The organism is Amycolatopsis sulphurea (assembly GCF_002564045.1).
Taxonomy (GTDB): domain Bacteria; phylum Actinomycetota; class Actinomycetes; order Mycobacteriales; family Pseudonocardiaceae; genus Amycolatopsis; species Amycolatopsis sulphurea.
The window spans coordinates 1,857,588-1,877,674 of sequence record NZ_PDJK01000002.1 but is presented as its reverse complement, the minus strand read 5'-3'; the positions used below and the strand labels follow the sequence as shown (position 1 = coordinate 1,877,674).

Below are 20,087 nucleotides of genomic sequence, written 5' to 3'. Positions count from 1 at the left end.
TCAACTGGGCAAACGGGGGTGCGGCAGGTCCGGCCGCCGCAGATCGGCGGTGATCGCGTAGCGGTCACCGCGGTAGGTGGCCTCACAGCTCTCCATCACCCGGCCGCGGGCGTCCAGGCTGATCCCGCGGATGCGCAGGCACGGCTGGCTCACCGGGATCCGCAGGTGCTCGGCGGTGCGCTGGTCGGGCAGCACCGGGTCCATCCGGCAGGTACCGGTGACGATGTCGGTGTGGTAGCGGGTGGCGAGCAGCTCGTACCAGGAGCCGTTCAGGTCGCCGGGGGCGAGCCCGGGCACGTAGCGGTCCGGCACGAAGGTGCGTTCCAGCGCCATCGGGGCGTCGTCGGCCAGCCGGAGCCGGACGAACTCGACCACGACCTCGCCCGCCGGGATGCGCAGCAGACGGCACCGGGCGCGGTCCCCGCGGCGGCGGCGCAGTTCGAGGGTCCGGGTCCCCGGCCGCATGCCGCGCAGCCGCATCTCCTCGGAGAACGAGGTCATCGCGAGCCGGCGGCTGACCTTCGGCCGCGAGGTGTAGGTGCCGCTGCCGTGCCGCCGAATCAGCAGATCCTGCAGCACCAGATCGTCCATCGCGCGGCGCAGCGTCATCCGGGCCACCTGCCAGCGCACGGCCAGTTCGCGTTCCGGGGGCAGCGGGGCCCCCTCCGGCAGCAGGTCGACGAGATCGAGCAGCCGCGCGCGGATCTCGCCGATCTTTCCGGGAGCGGTCATCGCACCCTCCTCACCGCCGCGGGGACCCGGTTCCAGCACACGCCATGGGCACGACGAGACCAAGGCCCGCAGCGTTTTCCGGTGGACCAATCGGTCTTCCGATGATGCCCCCGGATGGCCGTTCACCTGTAGGTTTCCCGGCCGGATTGGGCCGGTAGTGGTCCAGTCCGCGACCCGGGTGCGCCGATGCGGCGGCCTTCGTGAATCATTCGAACGAGGCATTGACGCCCCATACGCCTGCGCATGGAAAGCCAGGGGTACCGGCCAGGGCCCCGGCAAAGTTGGTCGAGGGCCTGTGATCAGCAGGGAGCGGTGGCTGCCGCGTCATCGTCGGCGGTGCCTCCCCTCTTCATCGGTTTCGTCCGGTAGTGGCGATGCGGTTGTGTTCGGGGTGCGCGGCCACCTCGTGGTATGTGCCGGACCTGTTTCGGGTCCGTGAAGGGGCCCCGGACGGACTCAGAGTCCGTGAAGGGGCCCTTCACGGACCTCCGTGGCAGGGTCCCGGCAAAGTTGGTCGTGGACCCGTGATCAGCAGAGAGCGGTGGCTGCCGCGTCATCATGACGGCGCCTGCCCTCTTCGTCGATTACGCCCGGCAGCGGACGAAGCGGAGGTGTTCGAGATGCGCGACCACCTCGTGGTGTGCGCCGGACCTGTCTCGGGTCTGTGAAGGGGCCCTTCACAGACTCAGAGTCCGTGAAGGGCCCCTTCACGGACCTCCGCAGTCTGCGCAGGGCCCCTCACACCGACTTTGCCGACGCCCCGTACGCCTGTGCATGAAAAGCCTGGGGGTACCGGCCGTCCGGGCGCAGCCGATCGTACTTTTGGCTGAGCAAATCGTTACCCGGAGCCGTTCTCGCGCCTGATTTCGCAGGATTTCCCCGTGTGCACGATGAGTTCCACTCATCGAGCATAGTCGGGGAAGGACCAAGGATGCGGAGAACGTTACCCGTCGCGCTGGCTGTCGCCGGGCTGGCGACGGCGATGCTCCCGGCGGTTTCGCAAGCCGCGACACCGTCCGGCGGCGTGCGCTGGGGCGCGTGCCCGGCGGACGTCGCGAAGGCCGCGCCGGATCTGCAGTGCGCGACGCTGCAGGTGCCGCTGGACTACCGGAATCCGGACGGGAAGCGGATCGAACTCGGGATTTCCCGGCTGCCCAGCACGAATCCCGCGCACCGGAAGGGAGTGCTGCTGACCGATCCGGGCGGCCCCGCGCCGGGGATGACCTTCCCGGCCGACCTCGTCAAGCTGAAGCTGCCGAAGAGCGTGCGGGACAGCTACGACGTGATCGGGTTCGACCCGCGCGGTTTCGGGCACAGCACGCCGGTGAGCTGCGATCTGACGCACGAACAGTCGAAGTACGGCATCGTCCCGACGTATGCGCGCAACACCGCGGACGTCTTGAAGACGGCCGCGGACGCGAAGCAGATCGCGAAGCAGTGCCTCACCGGGAAGAGCGCGTGGATGCGGCCGTACATCAGCACGGCCAATTCCGCCCGCGACCTGAACCAGATCCGGATCGCGCTGGGCGAGTCCCAGATCTCCTACCTCGGCGTGTCCTGGGGCAGTTACCTCGGCGCGGTGTACACGACGCTGTTCCCGGAGCAGGGCGGCCGGTTCGTCGTCGACAGCAACCTCAGCGAAGGCGGCTGGACCTACCCGTACGAACGGTTGTACGGCCAAGGTTTCCAGGACCGGTTGCCGGACTTCGCGAAATTCGCGGCGGCGGGCGATGCCAAGTACCACCTGGGCAGTACGCCGGCGCAGGTCACCGCGAAGTACTACGAACTCGCCGATCGGCTGGACCGGAAGCCCAACAACGAAATCGACGGTAAGCGATTCCGCTACGCCACTTTCGCCACGCTGTTCAGCGACAAGCGTTTCGACGAACTGGCGCAGGCGTGGCACGAACTGGACGCCGGCGTTCAGATACCGCCGGGCGCACCGGGTGACCTGGCAGCCGCGGACAACATGGCGTCCGGGGAACTGTTCACCACCTGCAACGATTCCCGCTGGCCCACGTCGGTCGGCTCCTACGTGGCCAACGTCGCGGTCGACCACCTGCGTTACCCGGCCTTCGGCGGCGCTGGTGCGAACATCCAGCCGTGCGCGTTCTGGCCGGACCCTGCCGAGCCGCCGGTGCGCATCGGCGACAAGGGCCCGTTGAACGTGCTCATGACGCAGAACCTGCGTGACCCGGTGACTCCGCTGGCCGGGGCGCTGCGGATGCGGCAGGCGCTGGGCGAGCGCGCCCGGATGGTCACCGCGGATCACGGCGGGCACGGGACCTACCTGGTCAGCGGCAACCAGTGCGTGACCGACGTGGTCACCACGTTCCTGACCACCGGTCGCCGTCCGGCGCAGGATATGGCCTGCAAAGCGGAAACCCACTGAGTGCCGGGTCCGCGCCGCGTGCTGCGGCGCGGACCCGTGCCGGTCAGCGCACCAGCCCGGATTCCCAGGCCCAGACCACGATCTCGGTGCGGTTGCGGGCGGCGATCTTGCGCTGGATCGAGGAGAGATGGCTCTTCACCGTGGACAGCGAGATGACCAGCTCCCCGGTGATCTCCGCATTCGTCCGGCCGCGGGCGAGCGCCTTGGTCACCTCGACTTCGCGCTGGGTCAGCGGTGGATCGGCAGGGCGGGCCGCACTGCTCGGCTGGGCGAAGTGGGCCAGCAGCCGGGTGGTGATCGACGGGGAGACGAGTGCCTCGCCGTTCGCGGCCGCCCGCACCGCCTCCACGAGCAGCCGCGGGCCGGCGTCCTTCAGCAGGAATCCCGAGGCCCCGGCATGCAGGGCCTCGTGCACCAGCTCGTCGAGATCGAAGGTCGTCACGACCAGCACCCGCAGCGGATCGGCCACGTCCGGCCCGGCCAGCAGCCGGGTCGCGGCCAGACCGTCCACCAGCGGCATCCGGATGTCCATCAGCGTGACGTCCGGACGCAGCTCGCGGGCGCGCGCCACCGCCTGCCTGCCGTCCCCGGCCTCGCCGACCACCTCGAACCCGGCCTCCCGTTCCAGGATCAGCCGGAAACCGGTGCGCACCATGGCCTGATCGTCGGCCAGCAGAACCCGCAAGGTCATTGCGCCATCCCCCTTCCGGTCGGACGGACGGTCGGCGTGAGGGCGGGCAGCGGAAGTTCGGCCAGTACCCGCCAGCCGCGTGCACCGTGTTCTCCCGCGGTCAGCCTGCCTTCCAGCGCCATGATCCGCTCGCGCATCCCGACCAGCCCGTACCCGCCCGGTGCGCGGCGGGCGCGGGTCTGCCGGAGCCCGTCGTTGCGCACCTCGACCCGCAAGGTCCTCTCGGCCGTCGCGGGCGCCACGTCGACCACGATCTGCTGGGCTTCCGGGGCGTGCTTGCGCACGTTGGTCAGCGCTTCGAGGACCACCCGGTGAACGGTGGAAACCGTTTCCGGGGTCACGGCCAGCTCGGCCAGCCCGGGTGCCAGCTTGAGAGTGACTGCGGTGTCGCCGTCGACGGCTGCTTCGACTGTCTCCACCAGGCCTCCGGTTGTGAAGGACGGGGCTTCTTCGGGGCTGCGCAACATCATGACCAACCGCCGCACGGCGGCCAGCGCCTCTGCTCCGGCATGCTCGATCTCCTGGAGGAGCTCCTGTTCCGGGCCGCCTGCGAGCACCACGCCGGCCGCCTGCGTGCGCACCACGACGCCGGTGATGTGGTGCGCGACCAGATCGTGCAACTCGCGGGCCAGATCCAGCCGTTCCCGGTTCCGGGCGGCGGCCAGCGCTGCTTCGCGGCGGGTGTCACCGTCGCGCAGGATCAGCCCGACCACGACGCTGCATCCCCACAGCATCAGCCAGAGCACCACGGTGACGAGGGTGAGGAGACTGACTCCGTACCGCGCCAGGGGCGCGACGGCGATCGCCGCTCCGCCGAGCGCGACCAGCCCGGCGGCCTGTGGCGTGGACAGCCGGTGGCAGCTCGCGCCGACCAGGAGGGCCAGCGCGAAGACCTCGGGGTCGCCACCGAGCGTCGCGGCAGGCTCGGCGAGCAGGCCGACCAGGCTGTAGACCAGGGAAAGCGCGATGGCGGACGTGGTGAGGACGGCGGTCCGCCCGGGATATCGGCGGCGTAGCAGGGCGAGCGCCCCGACCACCAGCCCGGCGAGGAAGTAGCCGAGTTCGGCGAGCGGCAGGCCATGCGGAAGGATTTTGCGCACGAACAGCTCGAGGTTCAGCGCGGCCAAGATCACGATCTCCGCAATCACCAGGCCTCGGCGCAGTGGGCCCTCCGCGGTTCGTCTCACCGGATCCGGCGTCCTCCCTGTCCGTGTGCGACGTCAGTATCCCGCCTTCGCGCGTCCGCCACCGCGCATGGGGGTGCTTTCGGCCTACGACGCTCGGCCAAACAGCCCAGTGCGGCCGCCTGCTGCCCTGGGTCCGTGAGGGGGCCTGCGCAGACTGCGGAGGTCTGTGAAGGGCCCCTTCACGGACTCTGAGTCTGTGAAGGGCCCCTTCACAGCTTCGGGAAAGGTCTGGCGCACAGCGCGAGGTGGTCGCGCCTCGAATAGTTCCGCATCGTGCGTTGCCGGGCGTGATCGACGAAGAGGGTAGGTGTCGTCGATGATGACGCGGCAGCCACGGCTCACTCTGCTGATCAGGGGGCCTCGACCAACTTTGCCGGCCCCTGGACTCTGCGTCCGTGAAGGGCCCCTTCACAGCACTGCCGGGCGCGCGGGCCGGTGGCGACGCTGGCTTGGCGAGGCCGTTGACCGGCTCGCCGGAGGCTGCGCACCTCCGGCGAGCCAGGATCGTCGTGGCTAGTTCGGGTTGCCCGAGCCGTGGTAGTGGCCCTTGGCGAACTTCCGTACTGCTTCGTAGTAGGTCCTGGCCACCCCGCGGCAGGTCGCGCCCTTCAGGCCGGAGGGGTAGGCCTGGGCGCAGGCGCCGCGCAGGTCCTGCAGCAGGTTCTTGTCACAGACGAGCCGATCGGTGCTGCTGGCGCGCGAGTAGCACCGATCGTGCTTCGCGCACGAGTCGCTGAACTCCGCTTTGAACCAGCGATCGGGCACCCACTTGCTGATGCCGGAGCCCCCGCAGTAGTCCTTCGTCAGCTGGGTCTGCGCGGTCTGCGAGGTGTCCGGTGTTGCCTGCGCCGTCGCGCCGAAACCGAGCGACAAGAACGCCGCCACCAGTGCCGCGACCGCCACGCCGTACCAGCGCGGCGAGGAACCTGAATGCTTCTCGGACATGACGTGCATTCCTTTCACTGTCCACATCGGCAGGTCGGCGCGCCGCAGCGAGTGTGACATGTGGGATTAAAGTGTTACAACGGTCGATCACCCCCTCACCGGGTGAGAAAACCCCCGAGGCAGGTGATTGGCGGAAGGCAACGGCGAACGTTCCTGCGGTCCGCCGACGTTCCTGGCCGGCAGCGCACCCCAAGGGATGCTGGCGTTCGGGGCCGGATCGGCGAGCCGTTGACCGGTGCCTGGAATTGCGGTGGGCTGGGTCGGACTGTCCGAGCCTCGCTCTCGGCCCTTGGCGAACTTCCGTAGGTCTTGGCCACCCTGCGACAGGTCATGCCCCTCGGGCTGGAGTGGCAGGCGTTGGCGCATCGGTTGTTCGTACTGGTGTCCTCATTGGAGCTTGGCCGGTGGGCTGATTTCCTAGCCGTCTCCGGGAGAGTGTTCACTGCGGGTGTATTTTGCGGCGATTCCGCCGATTATCATTGCGGATTCAATGGGTGTTTTCGCGATTTTGTCGAGTCGATTGATGACCGCGTGGAATTCGTGGCGATCGTCGGGGAGGAAGGTTCCGCCGTTGTGGTGGGCGATGTAGGCGACGGTCGCGGCGCGCGTGTCGTAGAGGGTGAAGGGGCCGGATCGGCCCGGGTGTTCGTCGGTGTCGTCTGGCACGACGCGCACCGTGGTTCCGGTCGAGGGGACGACGAGCATATCGAGTTGGCGGCACATGATCGCCGGTGAGCCGACGAGGTTGGTGAGGGCTGAGGCGCCGATGTACGCGGTGATCGGGGTGGAGTGTGGGCCGTGGATGATGTTGCCGCTTTCAGTGCGCAGCGCCGCGAGCTCCTGGCTGTCGGCGGGGCTGAAACCCTGCGCGGCGAGTACTGCCATGGTGTAGTCGGGGATTTGCAGGAGATCGGGGATCCGCAGGGGGTGCCATGTTCGGATGGTCGTGGATAGTGTTTCGCAGTCTCTCAGCGCGGCGAGGTGGTCTCGGTTGCTGAGGTTGCCGGGAAGGATCAAGCCGGGGCCGGTGAGGCGGGCCAGGTGCAGGATCCGCTGTTTCTCCGTGCCGACGACCCCGAGTGCGCCGAGGATCCCGGCAACGTCTTCCCGTTTTGGTGTGCGTTCGCCGAGCTCCCAGTTCGACAGCAGGGCCGGGTTGACCCCGACCCTGCGGGCCAGTTCCCGGACCCCGAAGTGCGCGTCCTTCCGGGCTGTGCGCAGGGCGATGCCCAGTAACCGGTTCCGGAACACACCCCGGTCGTTGGTTTTCATGTGCCGTGTCCTCAATTTATCGATGTCGTGGATTGTCGCTTGGGTTGCCGCGGTGATGCGGTCGATTTCACGGCGGGGCGGTGTCCGCGTCCTGGACGGGTCACTGTCCTGCTTTCGTTGTGAGCGTGGTGGTCGCGTGGTCGGCGATGGTGGTTGCGATGGTGTGCAGGCGTCGGTTTTGCCGTACGTTGCAGGAGTTGGACCGTGGGCCGGTGCCTTCGAGGCTGTAGGCGATGGCGGGGAAACCTTGATGGGCGTCCCAGTACGGGCACTGCATCGGTATATGCCGGTTGGTCCGCTCGTCCGTCGGCGCGTACTTGACGACCGCCGTCGCTCCTTGCGGCATCACGACTTCATCACCCGGTGCCGGGATCGCCGCCGGCCGAGCCACGTGCCACACGCCATCGATCATCGCGCGCCGTCGCTAGGTCGATGTAGATCAGCGCGGTCACGGCAAAACCCGCTGTGTGCAGTCGGGGCACCACTTGGCGTCGGCTAGCCCCGTCAAGTCGAGGTCTCTGCGCTCGTGCCGTTGCGGGTAGATCGTGTTGACAGAGCACCACGGGATCAGCCACCATGCCGCCGGGTCCGCCAACTCCCGCTTCAGATAGAGATGCGCCGTCTGCCGCCGACCGTCCATCCGGTCGGTGTGCACCCGCAGAGCCAGATCCGTCGTCCCTGGCGCCCGGAAGCGACGTTGCCTCTCCCCAAACCCCACCGTCATGCGCAGGACACTAAGAGTGGCTGCTCAGAGCTTGTGCGCAAGAAGTGCACACGGGCCGGGGATCACCCGACAGGTGCAACCCCCATGCGCCATGCGAGCCCGCGAAGCTCCCGCCCGCCAGCGTCACGCTGGGCACGGCGAAGCTGGTCCGATACAACCTCACGCACGAACACGTTGTTCCGCACTTGCTGCGGGGTTAAGGCCTCAGCCTTCAAGATCGCGCGTAGGCCGTCTTCCCGGCTTCGGCGGTCCTGCATCAAGCCCCGCCCGAGATCCATCCAGAACGCTCCCTGGCGGGACAGGGGTAGCGACCACCACTTGACCTTCCGGCCCACCTCCGCGACCTTGCCCCCGTCTCCCAACTCCGTGCCGATAGCGACACGCCAGATTCCTACGTTGGCCCGGGTGAAGTTCAAGGTGGCCAGCCCCCACGAGTCGGCAACCTGTACCCGGTCAGCCATCTTCCCGGCGTCGTCGAGATGCTCTCTGGCCGTGTCGGTGTCCCCGCGAGCAGCGGCCGACATGGCTGCCGTGAGGTGCCCCATGCCCCGTGATTCCAGCCGGGCACCGGGAGCGTCTACAGCGTCGAGCGCGAGCTTGTACTGACGTTGCCGGGACGTGGAGCTGAGAAACTGAGCGCGGACCCACGTGGCCACCCCAAGCCACTCGCGGTCGTCCAGTAGCTCGGCGCTGGCGCGGACACGCTCGCCTGCCAGGTACGACAGTTGCCGCCGTCCAAGGCGGCCGGAGACGTTGCCGGTGGCGTAGTAGGCGGTCATCAATCCTTCAAGCGCTCGATCCCGGTGTCGGCCGTGAGCATGGTGAAGGAGATCGGTGATCAACGAGGGAAGGAGTGCGACTTGGCCCGCGTAGTCGGACTTCGGGCGCAGGACATGCGTCAGGGTGTCGAGGTCGGACACCGTCTGACGCCACGGTCTACCCGGCGTATCAGGGATCTCGCCGGGAAGCCACTCACTCAGCGCCGCCTCTACCGCATCGAGTGCAGCGTGGGTCTGGCTGTCCGGTTGCTTCCCGGGGACGTGGGGCGCGTCGGTCAGTTCAGCGGGAGAGACACGCAGAGCATTCGCGAGTGCTTCGAGCACTTGCCGGTTGTTGACCGGCCGCTCGCCCCGCTCCAGCTGGCCGAGGTAGCTGTAGGAGATCCCGGCGAGGTCGGCGGCGGTGCGCAAGTTCAGCTGTCGCCATGAACGGATCTCGCGGATCCGGCGGCCGAGGTCATTCGAATCAGACATGCGGGCACCTCATTCGCGGAGTCGACCTCTTCGCGTGGCCCCGGGAGCTACCCGGGGCCACTTCCTCCGCGAAGAGGTACCGCTGCAGTGTACCTGCGTCCTTCCCGGTCGACGGTTTGCCACGGGCGGTCAATCAGGATTCACAATCCCTTGGCCGGGATTCCAGATGGCCAGGGTGCCCGAGCCGAGCGGTAACTGGTCAAGACAACCTGACCAGTGCGAGGCTGTGAGCATGGTTAACCGCAAGAGCGGCGTTCCCGCTTTCCGCCAGGTTGCGACCGACCTCCGCGAGAAGATCGCGGCCGGCCAATACGCGCCCGGCGACCAGCTGCCGAGCGAACGTGAGATGGTCGAGACCTACGGGGTTTCCCGGCCGACGATCCGCGAAGCAGTCGACATGCTTCGCGCCGAAGGGCTTGTGACATCCGAGCATGGCCGTGGTGTGTTCGTGCGGCCACCTGCGAGCATCCAGCGCATTGCGCGTTCGCGCTTGTCGAGGGAGGCGCGCGGACGCAACCGAGGGGCCTTCCTCGCAGACGCTGCCGCTCGCGGATTCACGCCGTCAACCTCGGTGAAGATCCGGTTCGAGGAAGCCGACAGCCGTACCGCCACACACCTCGCTGTCAGCGAGGGCGCGGAATTGACCGTGAGGGACCGGGTGATGCGTGCCGATGGGCTGGTGGTTCAAATTGCGGTGTCGCGCCTCCCTCGTGAGCTGACGCGCGACACCGCCATCGAACAGGTCGACACTGGCAAGGGCGGCGCATACGCGCGGCGCGAAGAAGCAGGCCACACTCTCGGTTCGTTCATCGAGCACGTCGGTGCTCGGATGCCTACGCCGGACGAGGCGTCACTGCTGCAACTCGCGGACGGCGTTCCGGTGATGACGGTGACCCGCGTCGCTTACGGCGAAGACGGCACACCGCTGGAGATGAACGACATGGTCCTTGCCGCGGATCGGTACGAACTTTCGTACGAATGGCCTGCGGACTGACGTCGCGTGGACGTTCGCGGCGCTCCTGCTACCCGGCACGTGACTCACCCTCGCTGTCGTTCGGCGATCAGCTTGCTACGGCGTACCTTTCCGGCGTCGTCGCGCAGCGGGCCGTCGACGAACTCGTAGGAGCGCGGGCACTTGTACCGCACGATCCGTTCCCGGGCGAACCGGTCCAGTGTCTCGGCATCGATGCCGGCCGGGGAATCGAGCTGTACCAACACATGCGTCCGCTGGCCGAGGTCCGGGAGACCGATGACGACTGCCTCGGTGACCGCGGGATGCGCCGTCAGCGCGAGTTCGACCTCGGTCGGGTAGATGTTGGCGCCGCCGGGGATGATCAGGTCGTTGCGGCGGTCGGCCAGGAAAAGGTACCCGTCGGGGTCGAACCGGCCGAGATCGCCGACGGTCTCCCAGCCGTTCGCGTCCACTGTGCTCTCGTGCCCGAGATAGGTGTAGCCGCGGCCTTCACCGCCAGCACCAAGCGCTCGCCCGGACCGTCGGAGCTCCCGGCCCGACGGGTTCGGCGGACGGCCGCTGTGGCCGTGTCGAGTGCCGCGCTGCCCTCCTGCAGGATCTCCCCGGCGCCGGTCAATGAGACACCGCTGCGGTTGCGCTCCACCAGCGCGACGCCGAGACGCCGTTCAAGCTGCTGGATTGCCCGGGACAGCGGGGCTGGGCGATGCCGAGGCGCCCGGGCGGCAGGGCCGTAGTGCAGGTGCTCCGCGACAACTGTCGATTTCTTAGTGTGCACACTATGGACAGCTCAATACGAAGGAGTGGGCGCGAGGCTGCCGCGCTTTTTGGCTTCGGTGGTCAGATGGCACCCTGTACGAACCAGAAGTGTAGTGTTTACGGCCGTGCCGAAGACGAGTTCTCCACCATATGAATCATGGAACGTCACATAATGGTCGGACGGGTTGTTCTTCACCACAGTTGGCCCGGAGCCGAAACCATAACTGCGGGCTACGCCGCCCACGATAGACACAGCTTCGTTCCACCGGGCGTCTGGCAGATTTCCGTGGGCTGTCCAGTTGCCAAGCCCTCGTTCCTGGGCGTCGGATCGGCCCGCAGCATCGATTGCGCCGAATTCGGTGCTGCACGCCGCCCGGCCAGGAGGATTCGTCTGTTCCCAATGAAGTGTTGGAACGGCATTGGTCAGCTTTTCGCGGATCTTGCGGTACATCTCGTCGTAGCGAGCGGCGGCCTCGCCGATGTCCGGGCGCCGCATGAGCTGTTTGAACTGCTCGGCTGCAGCTTTGTCGTTGTTGTTCATGGGATTCTCCTGCGCATCCTGGCCGTTGCAACCGGCGAGGATGAGAACGAGGGCGGCGCCGGACAGGGTTTGGACGAGGTTGTATTTCATGTGGTCGGCTGGGCCTCTGTCATCGGTGTGTGGGCTGTTGCGGCGGGGGCGGCGGTGGGGGCGCGACGTAGTTGACGCGCAGGTCTGGCCGCCCCGCAGCGACCGCCGCCATGTTGTACTGCGACGTCGAGCCGTCATCGAGGTACTGACCGTGGCTGTGGGTCGCGTGCAGCGGCGTGCCGTCTGCGGCGATTGCGTCTCCGGTGCTCAGGCGGTCGATGCCGGGCATGTCGTAGGGGGAGACGCCGAAGTGGTTGGCGACGTCGAGTTTCGGAACTGAGTCCTGGTCAGCCCCGGCAGAGAACAGGTGTCCTTGCGGCACCTGGAGGTCACCGCGTTGCTGGGCGTCGAGGCCCGGTGATCCGAAAATCACCGCGTCGTTCACGGGGGTGGATTGTTGCAGGGCAATGCCTGTGGTGAGGCTGCCGTACGAGTGGCCCAGCGCGGTCAGGTGCAGCGGTTGGTTCTGCATTTCATGGGAAGCGCCGATCCCGTTGAGGAAGCCGTCGAGCTTCTTGGCGCCAGTCTGTGCGATATGGTCGGATGCCACTGATTGGTTGCCGTTTATCACATCGTCGTTCTGTGGTGCCTCATAGCCCAGCCACGTGACCGTGGCCACCTTTCCGCCGTCGCCGTACTGGTCGGAGAGCACCTGCGTGCGTTGTTGCAGGTTGTACATGTCCCGGTCGTAGCCCGGCATGCTGCGGTCAATGGTGGAAGTGAACCCTGGAGTAAAGACACTGACGTGTTTGGCGGTATCGACATTGCCCACAGCGACCGCTGCTTTCAACCGTTCGCCCGTAGTGTCGAGGGTAAGCAGTTGGCGGTTGCCTTGCGCGAGAGTCGTGTCGATCGCCTTCAGGGACGCGAGCTTGGCTTCGATTTTGCGGATGTCGGCCAACGCGTCGGGCAGCATGTTCGGCGGCCGGTAGGGCTGGTCTTTGACCAGTTCGAGCCGTTTCTTTGCCTCGTCGAGCTGGTGTTGAAGGTCAGTCCGCTCGCTGGGGATGCGGGCGATGTTCGCTTTCGAGCGGACATCGCCGGGCAGGCCGTCACGGTTGCCCAGCCAGTCGGGATGATCTCGCAGGAGGATGTTCCGCCCCGCTTCGGACAGGGTGGCCCACCAGGCGGAGTTTTGCGAGGGTGTCGCGTTCGGCGGGGGTTCGGGCAGCGTGAGGCCGGGGTCTTTCATCCCGTCGGCTGCTGCTGCGGCGACGGTGGATTCGTTCCCGGTGCCGAACTGACCGGCCGCCGCGCGGTCGAGCACTGATGCGAGATCGGTGTCGATGTCGTTCGCGGTGCGCAGGATCTGCGCCACCTCGTCCACCAGTTGCGCGTGCGTCCGTTCCCGGTCCTCGGGATGCATCTCCGGCGGTGCTTCTTTGCCCGCGTAGGTGTCGGTGATGCCGCCTGCGTCGGTGATCTGGAATCCGTACTTCCGGGCCAGCTCTTCGGCGTTGGTCAGGGCGTGATGGACACCGGTAATGGCGTCGGACGCCTGCCCGATCGCCTTGCCAATCGCGGCGGCCCCGGCGGCGATCGTGTCCAGTTGCCGCATCAACGCGTGGTGCTGCCCGGCCGCGTTGTCGGCGGCCGGCCCACTCCAGCCCTCGACCGGCAGGATCTTCCCGTAGTCGTCCCCGTCGTGGACGAGGACCTGCGTCCGGGCCTGCAAGAGTGAGCAGATCTCGTCCAGCGTGCCGGGATTCCAGGCCCGGACATCGGCCAGCGACACCATCAGCGCGGCCCGTGCATCGTCGGCGCGGCGGAGGGAAACACCCCGGCCGCCGCGTGGTCGCCTTGCTGATACCGGTCGGCTGCCACGCCGAGGTGATCGGTAAGGCGCTGTGCCTCGGCGCGCCATTCGGTGAACGTAGTGGACAAGGCGTCCTGACAATGCGCGGCGGCTGCCGCCGCACTGCCGCCTTGCACGGCACCCGCCACCCGGCCTACCGGCTCTGCGCAGTCAGCGCCGCGCAGGCTGCCCACCTTCTCGCCAGCAGCGCTGCGCGCCCCGCGCAGGGTCTCCGGCACGGTCGTGAAACCCATCCTCGATCCCTCCCCGTGATCGTTCCGTCACAGGATATGGGACCGAGACCAGGCGATACACGCCTGTGGGCGCAGTCGGGTGAACCTACCTGCTTACTCGGGTGCAACTACTCAAGCAGTGGGTGGGTAGTACTACTTGCGCACCGCGTCCTCGGGCTCGGGCAGTTGTGCGGTCAGCATGTCCAAGCACCCTGCGAGTGAAGCGGCGATTCGAGGCGGCACCTCGTGCGCGTTTGCCGCCTGACGCAGCTTCTCCCAGTCGAGTCCTCAATGGACTCTTGATCGCCAGAGCGTTGCCTTCGGGGACCCGCTTCTGGCCGCCGAAACCGAGACACTGCACGCAGCCGTCGACCACGTCCTCGACGCCACGTACTGACGCGCATCGACCGGGTCCTCCCCGGGGAGGACCCGGGTCCTCTCGCGGCATGATCGGATCGGGCTCACGGTCTGACGCCTCCGCTCCCGCAATTCGGCACGCTATGTACCAGAACGAGCCGCCCAGCCATGAGGCGGCCAGTTTCTCCTGTATAGCGCCGAAAAGTCCACCACCGTCCGGTGTGGACCGGCAAGGGTCCGCGGGCGAGGAGCGGCTGATGGAGCACGTCGGTACACTGGGAACAACAGAGGGTGATCGCCCGATTGCGGGGGCGGGCAGCGCCACACCGGCCCGTATCCGGCTTCGTCTCCCCTACATTCTGTCCGGTTGCGCCTTCGTGATTTATGCGGTGTGGTCCCTTTCGCTGCATGCGGCATTCCAGAGTGGCGGACAGGATCTCGGCCTGTTCGAGCAGGCCATCCGCTCCTACGCGGACGGACATTGGCCGACGTCCGATCTCAAAGGCCCTGGCATCCCCCTGCTCGGCGATCATTTCTCGCCGATTCTCGCGGTGCTCGCACCGTTCTACCTGCTCTGGCCGTCTCCGGCGATGCTGCTGGTGGCGCAGGCCGCGTTGCTGGCGTTGTCCGTCGTCCCGGTGACCCGGCATGCGATCCGCGTGCTGGGCACGGTGCGGGGTGTCGCGATCGGTTGCGGCTACGTGCTTTCCACCGGCCTGCTGGAAACGATGATCCACGACTTCCACGAAGTCTGTTTCGCCGTCCCGATGCTGGCCTTCGCGGGTGAACGGCTGCTCCGGCGGGAGTGGAGGTGGGCGGTCGCGTATGCGGTGCCGCTGGTGCTGGTCAAGGAAGACCTGTCGGTGACGCTGGCTGTGCTCGGCTTGTATCTCGTCGTTCAGGGGCAGCGGCGGCTTGGCTGGGCGACGGTCGCGTTCGGCGTCCTCACCACGGCTGTGATCATCAAAGTGGTGCTGCCCTTGATCAACGGCGGCGTTTACGCTTACGGGAGCAAGTGGGGCGGGTTCGCGCCCTTCGCCGGGTTCCCCATCAAGGTGGCGACCCTCGCTGTACTGCTTGCACCCATGGCGTTCGCGGCGCTTCGGTCGCCCCTTGCGATGCTGCTCGTTCCTACCCTCGCCTGGCGGCTGTTGTCGGGTTTTCATTTCTACTGGAGCCCGGCCCTCTACTACGACGCGGTGCTGATCCCGATCGCGTTTCTGGCGGCGGTGGACGGCATCCGTCGCGCACGTGGCACGTGGTTGCGCCGGGCTGCCCCGATTTGTGCGGTGGTCGCGGCGCTTTGTTCGACGACGGTGGTGCTGCTGCATGCGAATCAGCCGCGCTGGACCGACGAGCAGCAAGCTGCTGCGAGGGAAGTCCTGGCCCGGGTTCCCGACGGCGCCACGATTGCGGCCGCCGGACGGCTGGCCCCGCATTTGACGAGCCGGTGCCGGGTGCTGCTCTATCCGACTTATCCGTCGGGTGCGGAGCAGTCCGAATGGGTCGTGGTGACGCGGCCGGAAGGAAGCTGGCCGTTGTCGGTTCCGGAGCAGGAAAGGCGGCTGGCGGAGCTGACCAGGACGAGCTACGACGTGGTTGTGCGTAATGACACGGCTGTGCTGTTGCATCGGCGTTCCGGCATGTGAGCGCTGTTCAGTGGTGGGGTTCGCTGCGGTTCGATGGTGTGATGAGGCCGTGTTCGTAGGCGAATACGACGGCGTGGAGCCGGTCGCGTACTTCCAGTTTGTTGAGGATCCGGCCGAGGTGGGTTTTCACTGTGGTGATGCCGATGAAGAGTTGTTCGGCGATTTCGGTGTTGTTGAGTCCTTGGGCGACGAGTGTGAGGACGTCTCGTTCGCGGTCGGTGAGGCGGGTGAGGCGGTGGTCGTTGGAGGGTGTGGGGTGGGCGGCGAGGTAGCGTTGCATCATCCGGTCGACGACGGCGGGGGCGAGCACACGGTCGCCGCGCAGGACGGCGCGCATCGCGTGGAGTGTTTCTTCTCCGCTTGCGTCTTTGAGGAGGAATCCGGCTGCGCCTGCTCTGGTTGCGGCGAGGACGTATTCGTCGAGGTCGAAGGTGGTGAGCATGAGGATTTTGACGTCGGGGTTGTGTGCGCAGATGCGTTTGGTGGCTTGGATGCCGTCGAGTTTGGGCATGCGGACGTCCATGAGGATCAGGTCTGGTCGTGTGGTGGTGGCGAGGTCGATGGCTTGGATGCCGTTTTCGGCTTCTCCGGCGAGTGTCAGGTCGTCGGTGCTTTCGAGGAGCATGCGTAGCCCGCCGCGCATGAGTTCCTGGTCGTCGCAGACGAGGACGCGGTAGGGGGTCATTGGTTCTCCGGGGAGGTTGTGAGTGGGAGCTGTGCGGTGATCTGGAAGCCTCCGTCGGGCTGGGGTTGTGCGGTCACGTCGCCGCCGAACATCGAGGCGCGTTCTCGCATGCCGCGGATGCCGTAGCCTGCCCGAGCTTGTTCGGCGGGGTGAGCGTGTGGTCCGTGGCCGCCGTCGTTGACGATGTCGGCCACGACGGTCCGGTGTGGGTCGCCTGGTGTCCCGTAACGCACTGTCACTGTGCACCGGGCGCCGGGCGGGGCGTGTTTGACCACATTGGTCAGTGCTTCCTGGACGATCCGGTGTGTGGTGAGCACGGCGCCTGGCGGGACGCCCTCAGGCTCGCCCTCGATCACGAGACGGGTCTCCAGCCCGGCGGAGCGTACCTTGCCGACAAGGTCGCCGAGCGCGCCGGCACTCGGTTGGGGTTCCGTGCCGTTCTCGGTTCCGCGTAGCAGGCCGAGGATCCGGCGTAGTTCGGCGACGGCTTCGCGGCCGGTGACGCCGATCGTGCGCAGTGCCTCGTCCACGGCTGTGGGATTTCGTTCGCCCAGCAGCCGTGCGCCTTCGGACTGCATGACTATGGTGCTGACCGCGTGGGCGACGACGTCGTGCATCTCCCGGGCGATCCGGGCGCGTTCTTCGACGACCGCGGTCCTCGCCAGCGCGTCACGGTGTTCCTCGGCCTCGATCGCACGCTCCTGCGCGTCGGCCAGCTGCCGCTTCCGGTTTCGCGTCACCTCGCCGATCGCCACCGCGGCCACCATGGTGGCGGTCTGGGCCAGGAACACGATCGCCGTCATCGAGTTACTCTCGAGGACGAGGACCAGCCCGACCAGGAACACCGCCTCCGACGCCAGGAGTAGCCACAGCCAGCTGCGCCGATCGCCGTAGACCATCACCGAGTACATGAGGACGGCAGTGCCAGGTCGGCAGCGAGCAGCCAGCCGGCGTACGACGGCGGCACCAGCGTATGCACAGCGAAGACGGCGAGCGCGAACAGCATTGCCCGCACGGGAAACCGGCGCCGCGCGAAGATCGGTGCGAGCAGGGCCACCGTGATGGCCACTGTGATTCCCAGCACCACACCCGACGACCGGCCCGACGCCACGATGCTCGGCACCGAACCCACCCCGAGCACCACGACAATCAGCAGGTCGATCGCTCGTGACCGGGCGCCCGGCCGGCTGAACAATGCGCGCACACACCCATCTCAACTACGCGCCCCGGCTCCGCGCGACCGTACCCCCCGGCCCGAACGGCTGTGAAGGGGCCCCTTCACGGACTCTGAGTCCGTGAAGGGCCCCTTCACAGCCCTGGTTCAGGCGAAATCGTGGGCCGCGCCGGCGGGCAGGCCGTGCGGATAGTTCTGCCGGAACCAGGCCACCAGCGCCGGGCGATCGTTGCGTCCCTTGCCGGGCAGCAGGATTCTCTTGCGGATTCGGGTGAGCGCCTGGGTGATCGCGCTTTCCGTGGAGTTGAGCCGGGTGGCGATCTCGCGGTTGGTCAGCTTCTGCGCCACCAGGGAGACGATCCGGAGCTGGTGCGGGCTGAGCGGCTCGTCGCATGCGGCCGGCCGGGTGGCCAGCTCGTAGATTTCGGGCGTGGAAAGGGTCTGGCCGCGCCGGTAGGCGTCGGCATAAGCCTTCTGCCCGATCCGGTGCTCGATTTTCGTGATCGCCTCGTCCAAGCGTCGTTTGAAGAGAATCATGCCGTCGAAGATCACGCCGTGGCGGCGCTGCACGGTGGCGGTGCAGCCGATCATGTGCGCGGCCATGCGGAATTTCCCGAGCCGGACCAGAACGAGCGCTCGGATGAGGACCAGCCAGGCGGTTTCCCAGGCGTCTCCCATGGCGATCAGGGATTCCATGACGTCCGGCAGATCGTCGTCGGCGACCGGCATTCCGGGGAGCGCGAGCAGCAGCCGTGTCCACTTCTCGGCCCACGGCGAGTTGCCGGCGTGGGTGATGGCCTCTTTCGTGAAGACCTCGGCCATCGGATGCCGCATCATGCCGGCGACCAGCGCGCGCACGAGGAAGGCCATCTGACGGCTGCCCTGGTCGCCGGCGAGGTCGAAGGCGTGCGCAGCCGCGGTGAGCAAGTCGAGGCTTTGGCCGCCGGAGTCGGTCAGCCCCAGGTAGATACCACGGAACAGCAGGACTGCGGGATGGTCGGCAGCGCTTTCGACGTGCGGGATGAGGTCGTCGACCTCTTCGAGGGCGGCGAGCGCGTGGTCCTTGTTCCCGGTGGCGATGCAGATGAACCCGAGCATGCTCAGTGCGACGATGCGCTCGATCGACGGCGGGCCGGTGTCGGCGGTGAGGAGGTTTTTGTACCACTCGGTGAAGCGGTATTCCTTCGCGTAAAAGAACTGGGCTCGTACGCGTGCCGCGCTGTTGACCAGCTGGTAGCCCTTCGTGACCTGGCCGGTGTCACAGCACCACCGTACGGCGGCGTCGATGCTCGGCAGCTCGTCGTGAACTGTGTGCAGCCAGTGCAATTCCCGTGGCCCGAACCAGGAACGGGCAGCGGTGGCGATCAGGTTCGTGATCCAGGTGCACTGGCGTTCGCGGAGGATTCGTTCCTCCGCGCTGCCGAGCAGACGTTGTTCTCCGTAATCGCGCAGCCAGGAATGCCGGAGCACATATCGGCCGGAATCGGCGCGCGTGACCACGGAACGAACGATCAATTCTTCGAGCATGACGCCGACGTGGCGGCGTGCGGCCGGGACAGCGGGATCTTCGGCGCAGACCGCTTCAGCTGCGGCGAGAGTGAAGCTCCCGGCGAACGTGCTCAGCTGACACCACAACCGTTGCTGCGCCACGTCGCACGCATCCCACGAAACCGTGACGGTGGCTTCGAGCATGCTGTGGTGGGGCGGGATCCGGCGTCGTCCGCGGGTGTACTTGAGCTTGAGCAGCCCGGTTTCCATGAGGTCGTGCAGGACGGCCGTCGGGGTGCGGATGCCGACGACGAGCTGCGCGGCGAGCAGTTCGAGGACCAGCGGTACTCCGCCGGACAGCCGCACGAGGTCCACGACGGCCGGCCAGTCCGTCCAGCCGTCGACCCGGCTTCCCGCCGCCGCCGCGCGATCGCAGAACAGCCGGACGGCGTCGGTGCGCGCCGCGGCATCGCGGGAGGCGCCGCGATCGGGGATCGCGAGCGGGCGAACCTGGACCAGGTACTCGCCGTGGACGTTGAGGGGTATCCGGCTCGTGGTCAGGATCTGCAGCTCGGGATCGTCGGCCAGCAGGCACTCGGCGATCTCGGCCACTTCGTCGGTGAGCAGCTCACAGTTGTCGAGCACCAGCAGCAACCGGCGGCCCGCCAGGTGCTCGGCGAAGGCACGCAGCAGGTCGTCGACCGTCTTGCCCGCGGCGCGATGGATGTCCAGCGCCGCCACGATCTCCTGGCAGACGGACACTTCGAGCCGTTCCCGCGCCGCGGCGGACCGGGGGAGCGACCCGGCCTCGGCATTCCGCGCGACACCCGCGAGCGGCACGACCGCGGCGCCGTCGAACGGCGCCGCCCGCCCCGAGAGGTCCTCCTTGGCCGAGATTTCCCGGAAGATCTCTTCGGCGAGACGGGTTTTCCCCACTCCGCCGTCGCCGTGCAAGGTGACGAGCCGGGCTCCGTCGCGGATGAGCAGCTGCCGCAGTTCGTCCAGGGCCGTGGTGCGCCCGACGAGGCTGGTCAGGCCCGAGATGGAACGGTGCGGATCACGTTCCGGTGTCCCCATCGTCCCGCCCTTTCCCGGGAATGTGCCGGGTTTGCTCCGCACCCCTCGCCCGGCACGGAGCGTGACCGACTGT

19 protein-coding genes are annotated in these 20,087 nt (G+C 67.3%); 3 read left to right on the top strand and 16 right to left on the bottom strand.

All coding sequences use genetic code 11. From position 1 onward, the window contains the following. Nucleotides 1–732, bottom strand: coding sequence for a GntR family transcriptional regulator (locus ATK36_RS14755; RefSeq protein ID WP_170069742.1), 732 nt, complete (start codon nt 730–732; stop codon nt 1–3). A gap of 931 nt (nt 733–1,663) precedes the next feature. Here ATK36_RS14755 and ATK36_RS14750 point away from each other — a divergent pair. Next, nucleotides 1,664–3,124, top strand: coding sequence for an alpha/beta hydrolase (locus tag ATK36_RS14750; protein ID WP_098511962.1), 1,461 nt, complete (start codon nt 1,664–1,666; stop codon nt 3,122–3,124). A gap of 43 nt (nt 3,125–3,167) precedes the next feature. Here the strand turns inward: ATK36_RS14750 and ATK36_RS14745 are convergent, their stop codons facing one another. The 6 genes from ATK36_RS14745 to ATK36_RS14715 form a co-directional block, all read right to left on the bottom strand. Further along, nucleotides 3,168–3,815, bottom strand: coding sequence for a response regulator (locus ATK36_RS14745; protein ID WP_098511961.1), 648 nt, complete (start codon nt 3,813–3,815; stop codon nt 3,168–3,170). Continuing rightward, nucleotides 3,812–4,963 carry a sensor histidine kinase gene (locus ATK36_RS14740; RefSeq protein ID WP_245914741.1) on the bottom strand — a complete coding sequence of 384 codons (1,152 nt, stop codon included), beginning with the start codon at nt 4,961–4,963 and terminating at the stop codon, nt 3,812–3,814. Before ATK36_RS14740 ends, ATK36_RS14745 begins: the two co-directional genes overlap by 4 nt. Before the next feature lie 552 nt (nt 4,964–5,515). Beyond that, entirely contained in the window at nt 5,516–5,947 is a 432-nt protein-coding gene (locus ATK36_RS14735; protein WP_170069741.1) for a phospholipase A2, read from the bottom strand. Nucleotides 5,948–6,364: 417 nt separating this feature from the next. Further along, on the bottom strand, nt 6,365–7,219 hold the full coding sequence (locus ATK36_RS14730; RefSeq protein WP_098511956.1) for a helix-turn-helix domain-containing protein: 855 nt from the start codon (nt 7,217–7,219) through the stop codon (nt 6,365–6,367). 100 nt (nt 7,220–7,319) lie between these two features. Then, the gene (locus ATK36_RS14725; protein WP_098511955.1) at nt 7,320–7,631 is read right to left on the bottom strand and encodes a hypothetical protein; all 312 of its coding nucleotides are present in this window, start codon (nt 7,629–7,631) and stop codon (nt 7,320–7,322) included. A 374-nt stretch (nt 7,632–8,005) separates the two neighbouring features. Further along, complete coding sequence (locus ATK36_RS14715) at nt 8,006–9,196, bottom strand: helix-turn-helix domain-containing protein (RefSeq protein ID WP_098511952.1); 1,191 nt, start codon at nt 9,194–9,196, stop codon at nt 8,006–8,008. A gap of 232 nt (nt 9,197–9,428) precedes the next feature. Between ATK36_RS14715 and ATK36_RS14710 the strand changes: the two genes are divergently transcribed. Then, a complete protein-coding gene (locus ATK36_RS14710) occupies nt 9,429–10,190 on the top strand; it encodes a GntR family transcriptional regulator (protein ID WP_098514899.1) in 762 nt (253 codons plus the stop codon). A gap of 44 nt (nt 10,191–10,234) precedes the next feature. On the opposite strand, the gene ATK36_RS14705 is transcribed toward ATK36_RS14710, so the two are convergent. From ATK36_RS14705 to ATK36_RS14685, 5 genes are read right to left on the bottom strand one after another with little or no spacing between them, the layout of a single operon-like run. Next, nucleotides 10,235–10,621: an AMP-binding enzyme gene (locus ATK36_RS14705; protein ID WP_098511950.1), complete on the bottom strand. Its 387-nt coding sequence runs from the start codon at nt 10,619–10,621 to the stop codon at nt 10,235–10,237. Then, on the bottom strand, nt 10,531–10,944 hold the full coding sequence (locus ATK36_RS34235; RefSeq protein WP_098511949.1) for a LysR family transcriptional regulator: 414 nt from the start codon (nt 10,942–10,944) through the stop codon (nt 10,531–10,533). Before ATK36_RS34235 ends, ATK36_RS14705 begins: the two co-directional genes overlap by 91 nt. Nucleotides 10,945–10,956: 12 nt before the next feature. Next, a complete protein-coding gene (locus ATK36_RS14695) occupies nt 10,957–11,556 on the bottom strand; it encodes an LppA family lipoprotein (RefSeq protein ID WP_170069740.1) in 600 nt (199 codons plus the stop codon). 19 nt (nt 11,557–11,575) lie between these two features. Further along, nucleotides 11,576–13,294, bottom strand: coding sequence for an alpha/beta hydrolase (locus ATK36_RS14690; RefSeq protein ID WP_141544441.1), 1,719 nt, complete (start codon nt 13,292–13,294; stop codon nt 11,576–11,578). Beyond that, complete coding sequence (locus ATK36_RS14685) at nt 13,294–13,605, bottom strand: type VII secretion target (protein ID WP_098511945.1); 312 nt, start codon at nt 13,603–13,605, stop codon at nt 13,294–13,296. The genes ATK36_RS14690 and ATK36_RS14685 overlap by 1 nt, the downstream gene beginning before the upstream one ends. A 593-nt stretch (nt 13,606–14,198) precedes the next feature. On the opposite strand from ATK36_RS14685, the gene ATK36_RS14680 reads away from it, so the two are divergent. Beyond that, nucleotides 14,199–15,590 (top strand): DUF2079 domain-containing protein, encoded by a 1,392-nt coding sequence (locus ATK36_RS14680; protein WP_098511944.1) that lies wholly within the window; start codon nt 14,199–14,201, stop codon nt 15,588–15,590. 7 nt (nt 15,591–15,597) lie between these two features. Here the strand turns inward: ATK36_RS14680 and ATK36_RS14675 are convergent, their stop codons facing one another. The 4 genes from ATK36_RS14675 to ATK36_RS14660 all read right to left on the bottom strand — a co-directional run bounded on the left by ATK36_RS14675 (nt 15,598) and on the right by ATK36_RS14660 (nt 20,014). Continuing rightward, nucleotides 15,598–16,275, bottom strand: coding sequence for a response regulator (locus ATK36_RS14675; RefSeq protein ID WP_098511942.1), 678 nt, complete (start codon nt 16,273–16,275; stop codon nt 15,598–15,600). Beyond that, complete coding sequence (locus ATK36_RS14670) at nt 16,272–17,186, bottom strand: sensor histidine kinase (RefSeq protein ID WP_098511941.1); 915 nt, start codon at nt 17,184–17,186, stop codon at nt 16,272–16,274. Before ATK36_RS14670 ends, ATK36_RS14675 begins: the two co-directional genes overlap by 4 nt. Next, nucleotides 17,174–17,479, bottom strand: a complete 306-nt coding sequence (locus ATK36_RS14665; protein ID WP_098511939.1) for a DUF7134 domain-containing protein — start codon at nt 17,477–17,479, stop codon at nt 17,174–17,176. The genes ATK36_RS14670 and ATK36_RS14665 overlap by 13 nt, the downstream gene beginning before the upstream one ends. A gap of 117 nt (nt 17,480–17,596) precedes the next feature. Further along, nucleotides 17,597–20,014 (bottom strand): AAA family ATPase, encoded by a 2,418-nt coding sequence (locus ATK36_RS14660; protein WP_098511938.1) that lies wholly within the window; start codon nt 20,012–20,014, stop codon nt 17,597–17,599. Nucleotides 20,015–20,087 lie beyond the last annotated feature (73 nt).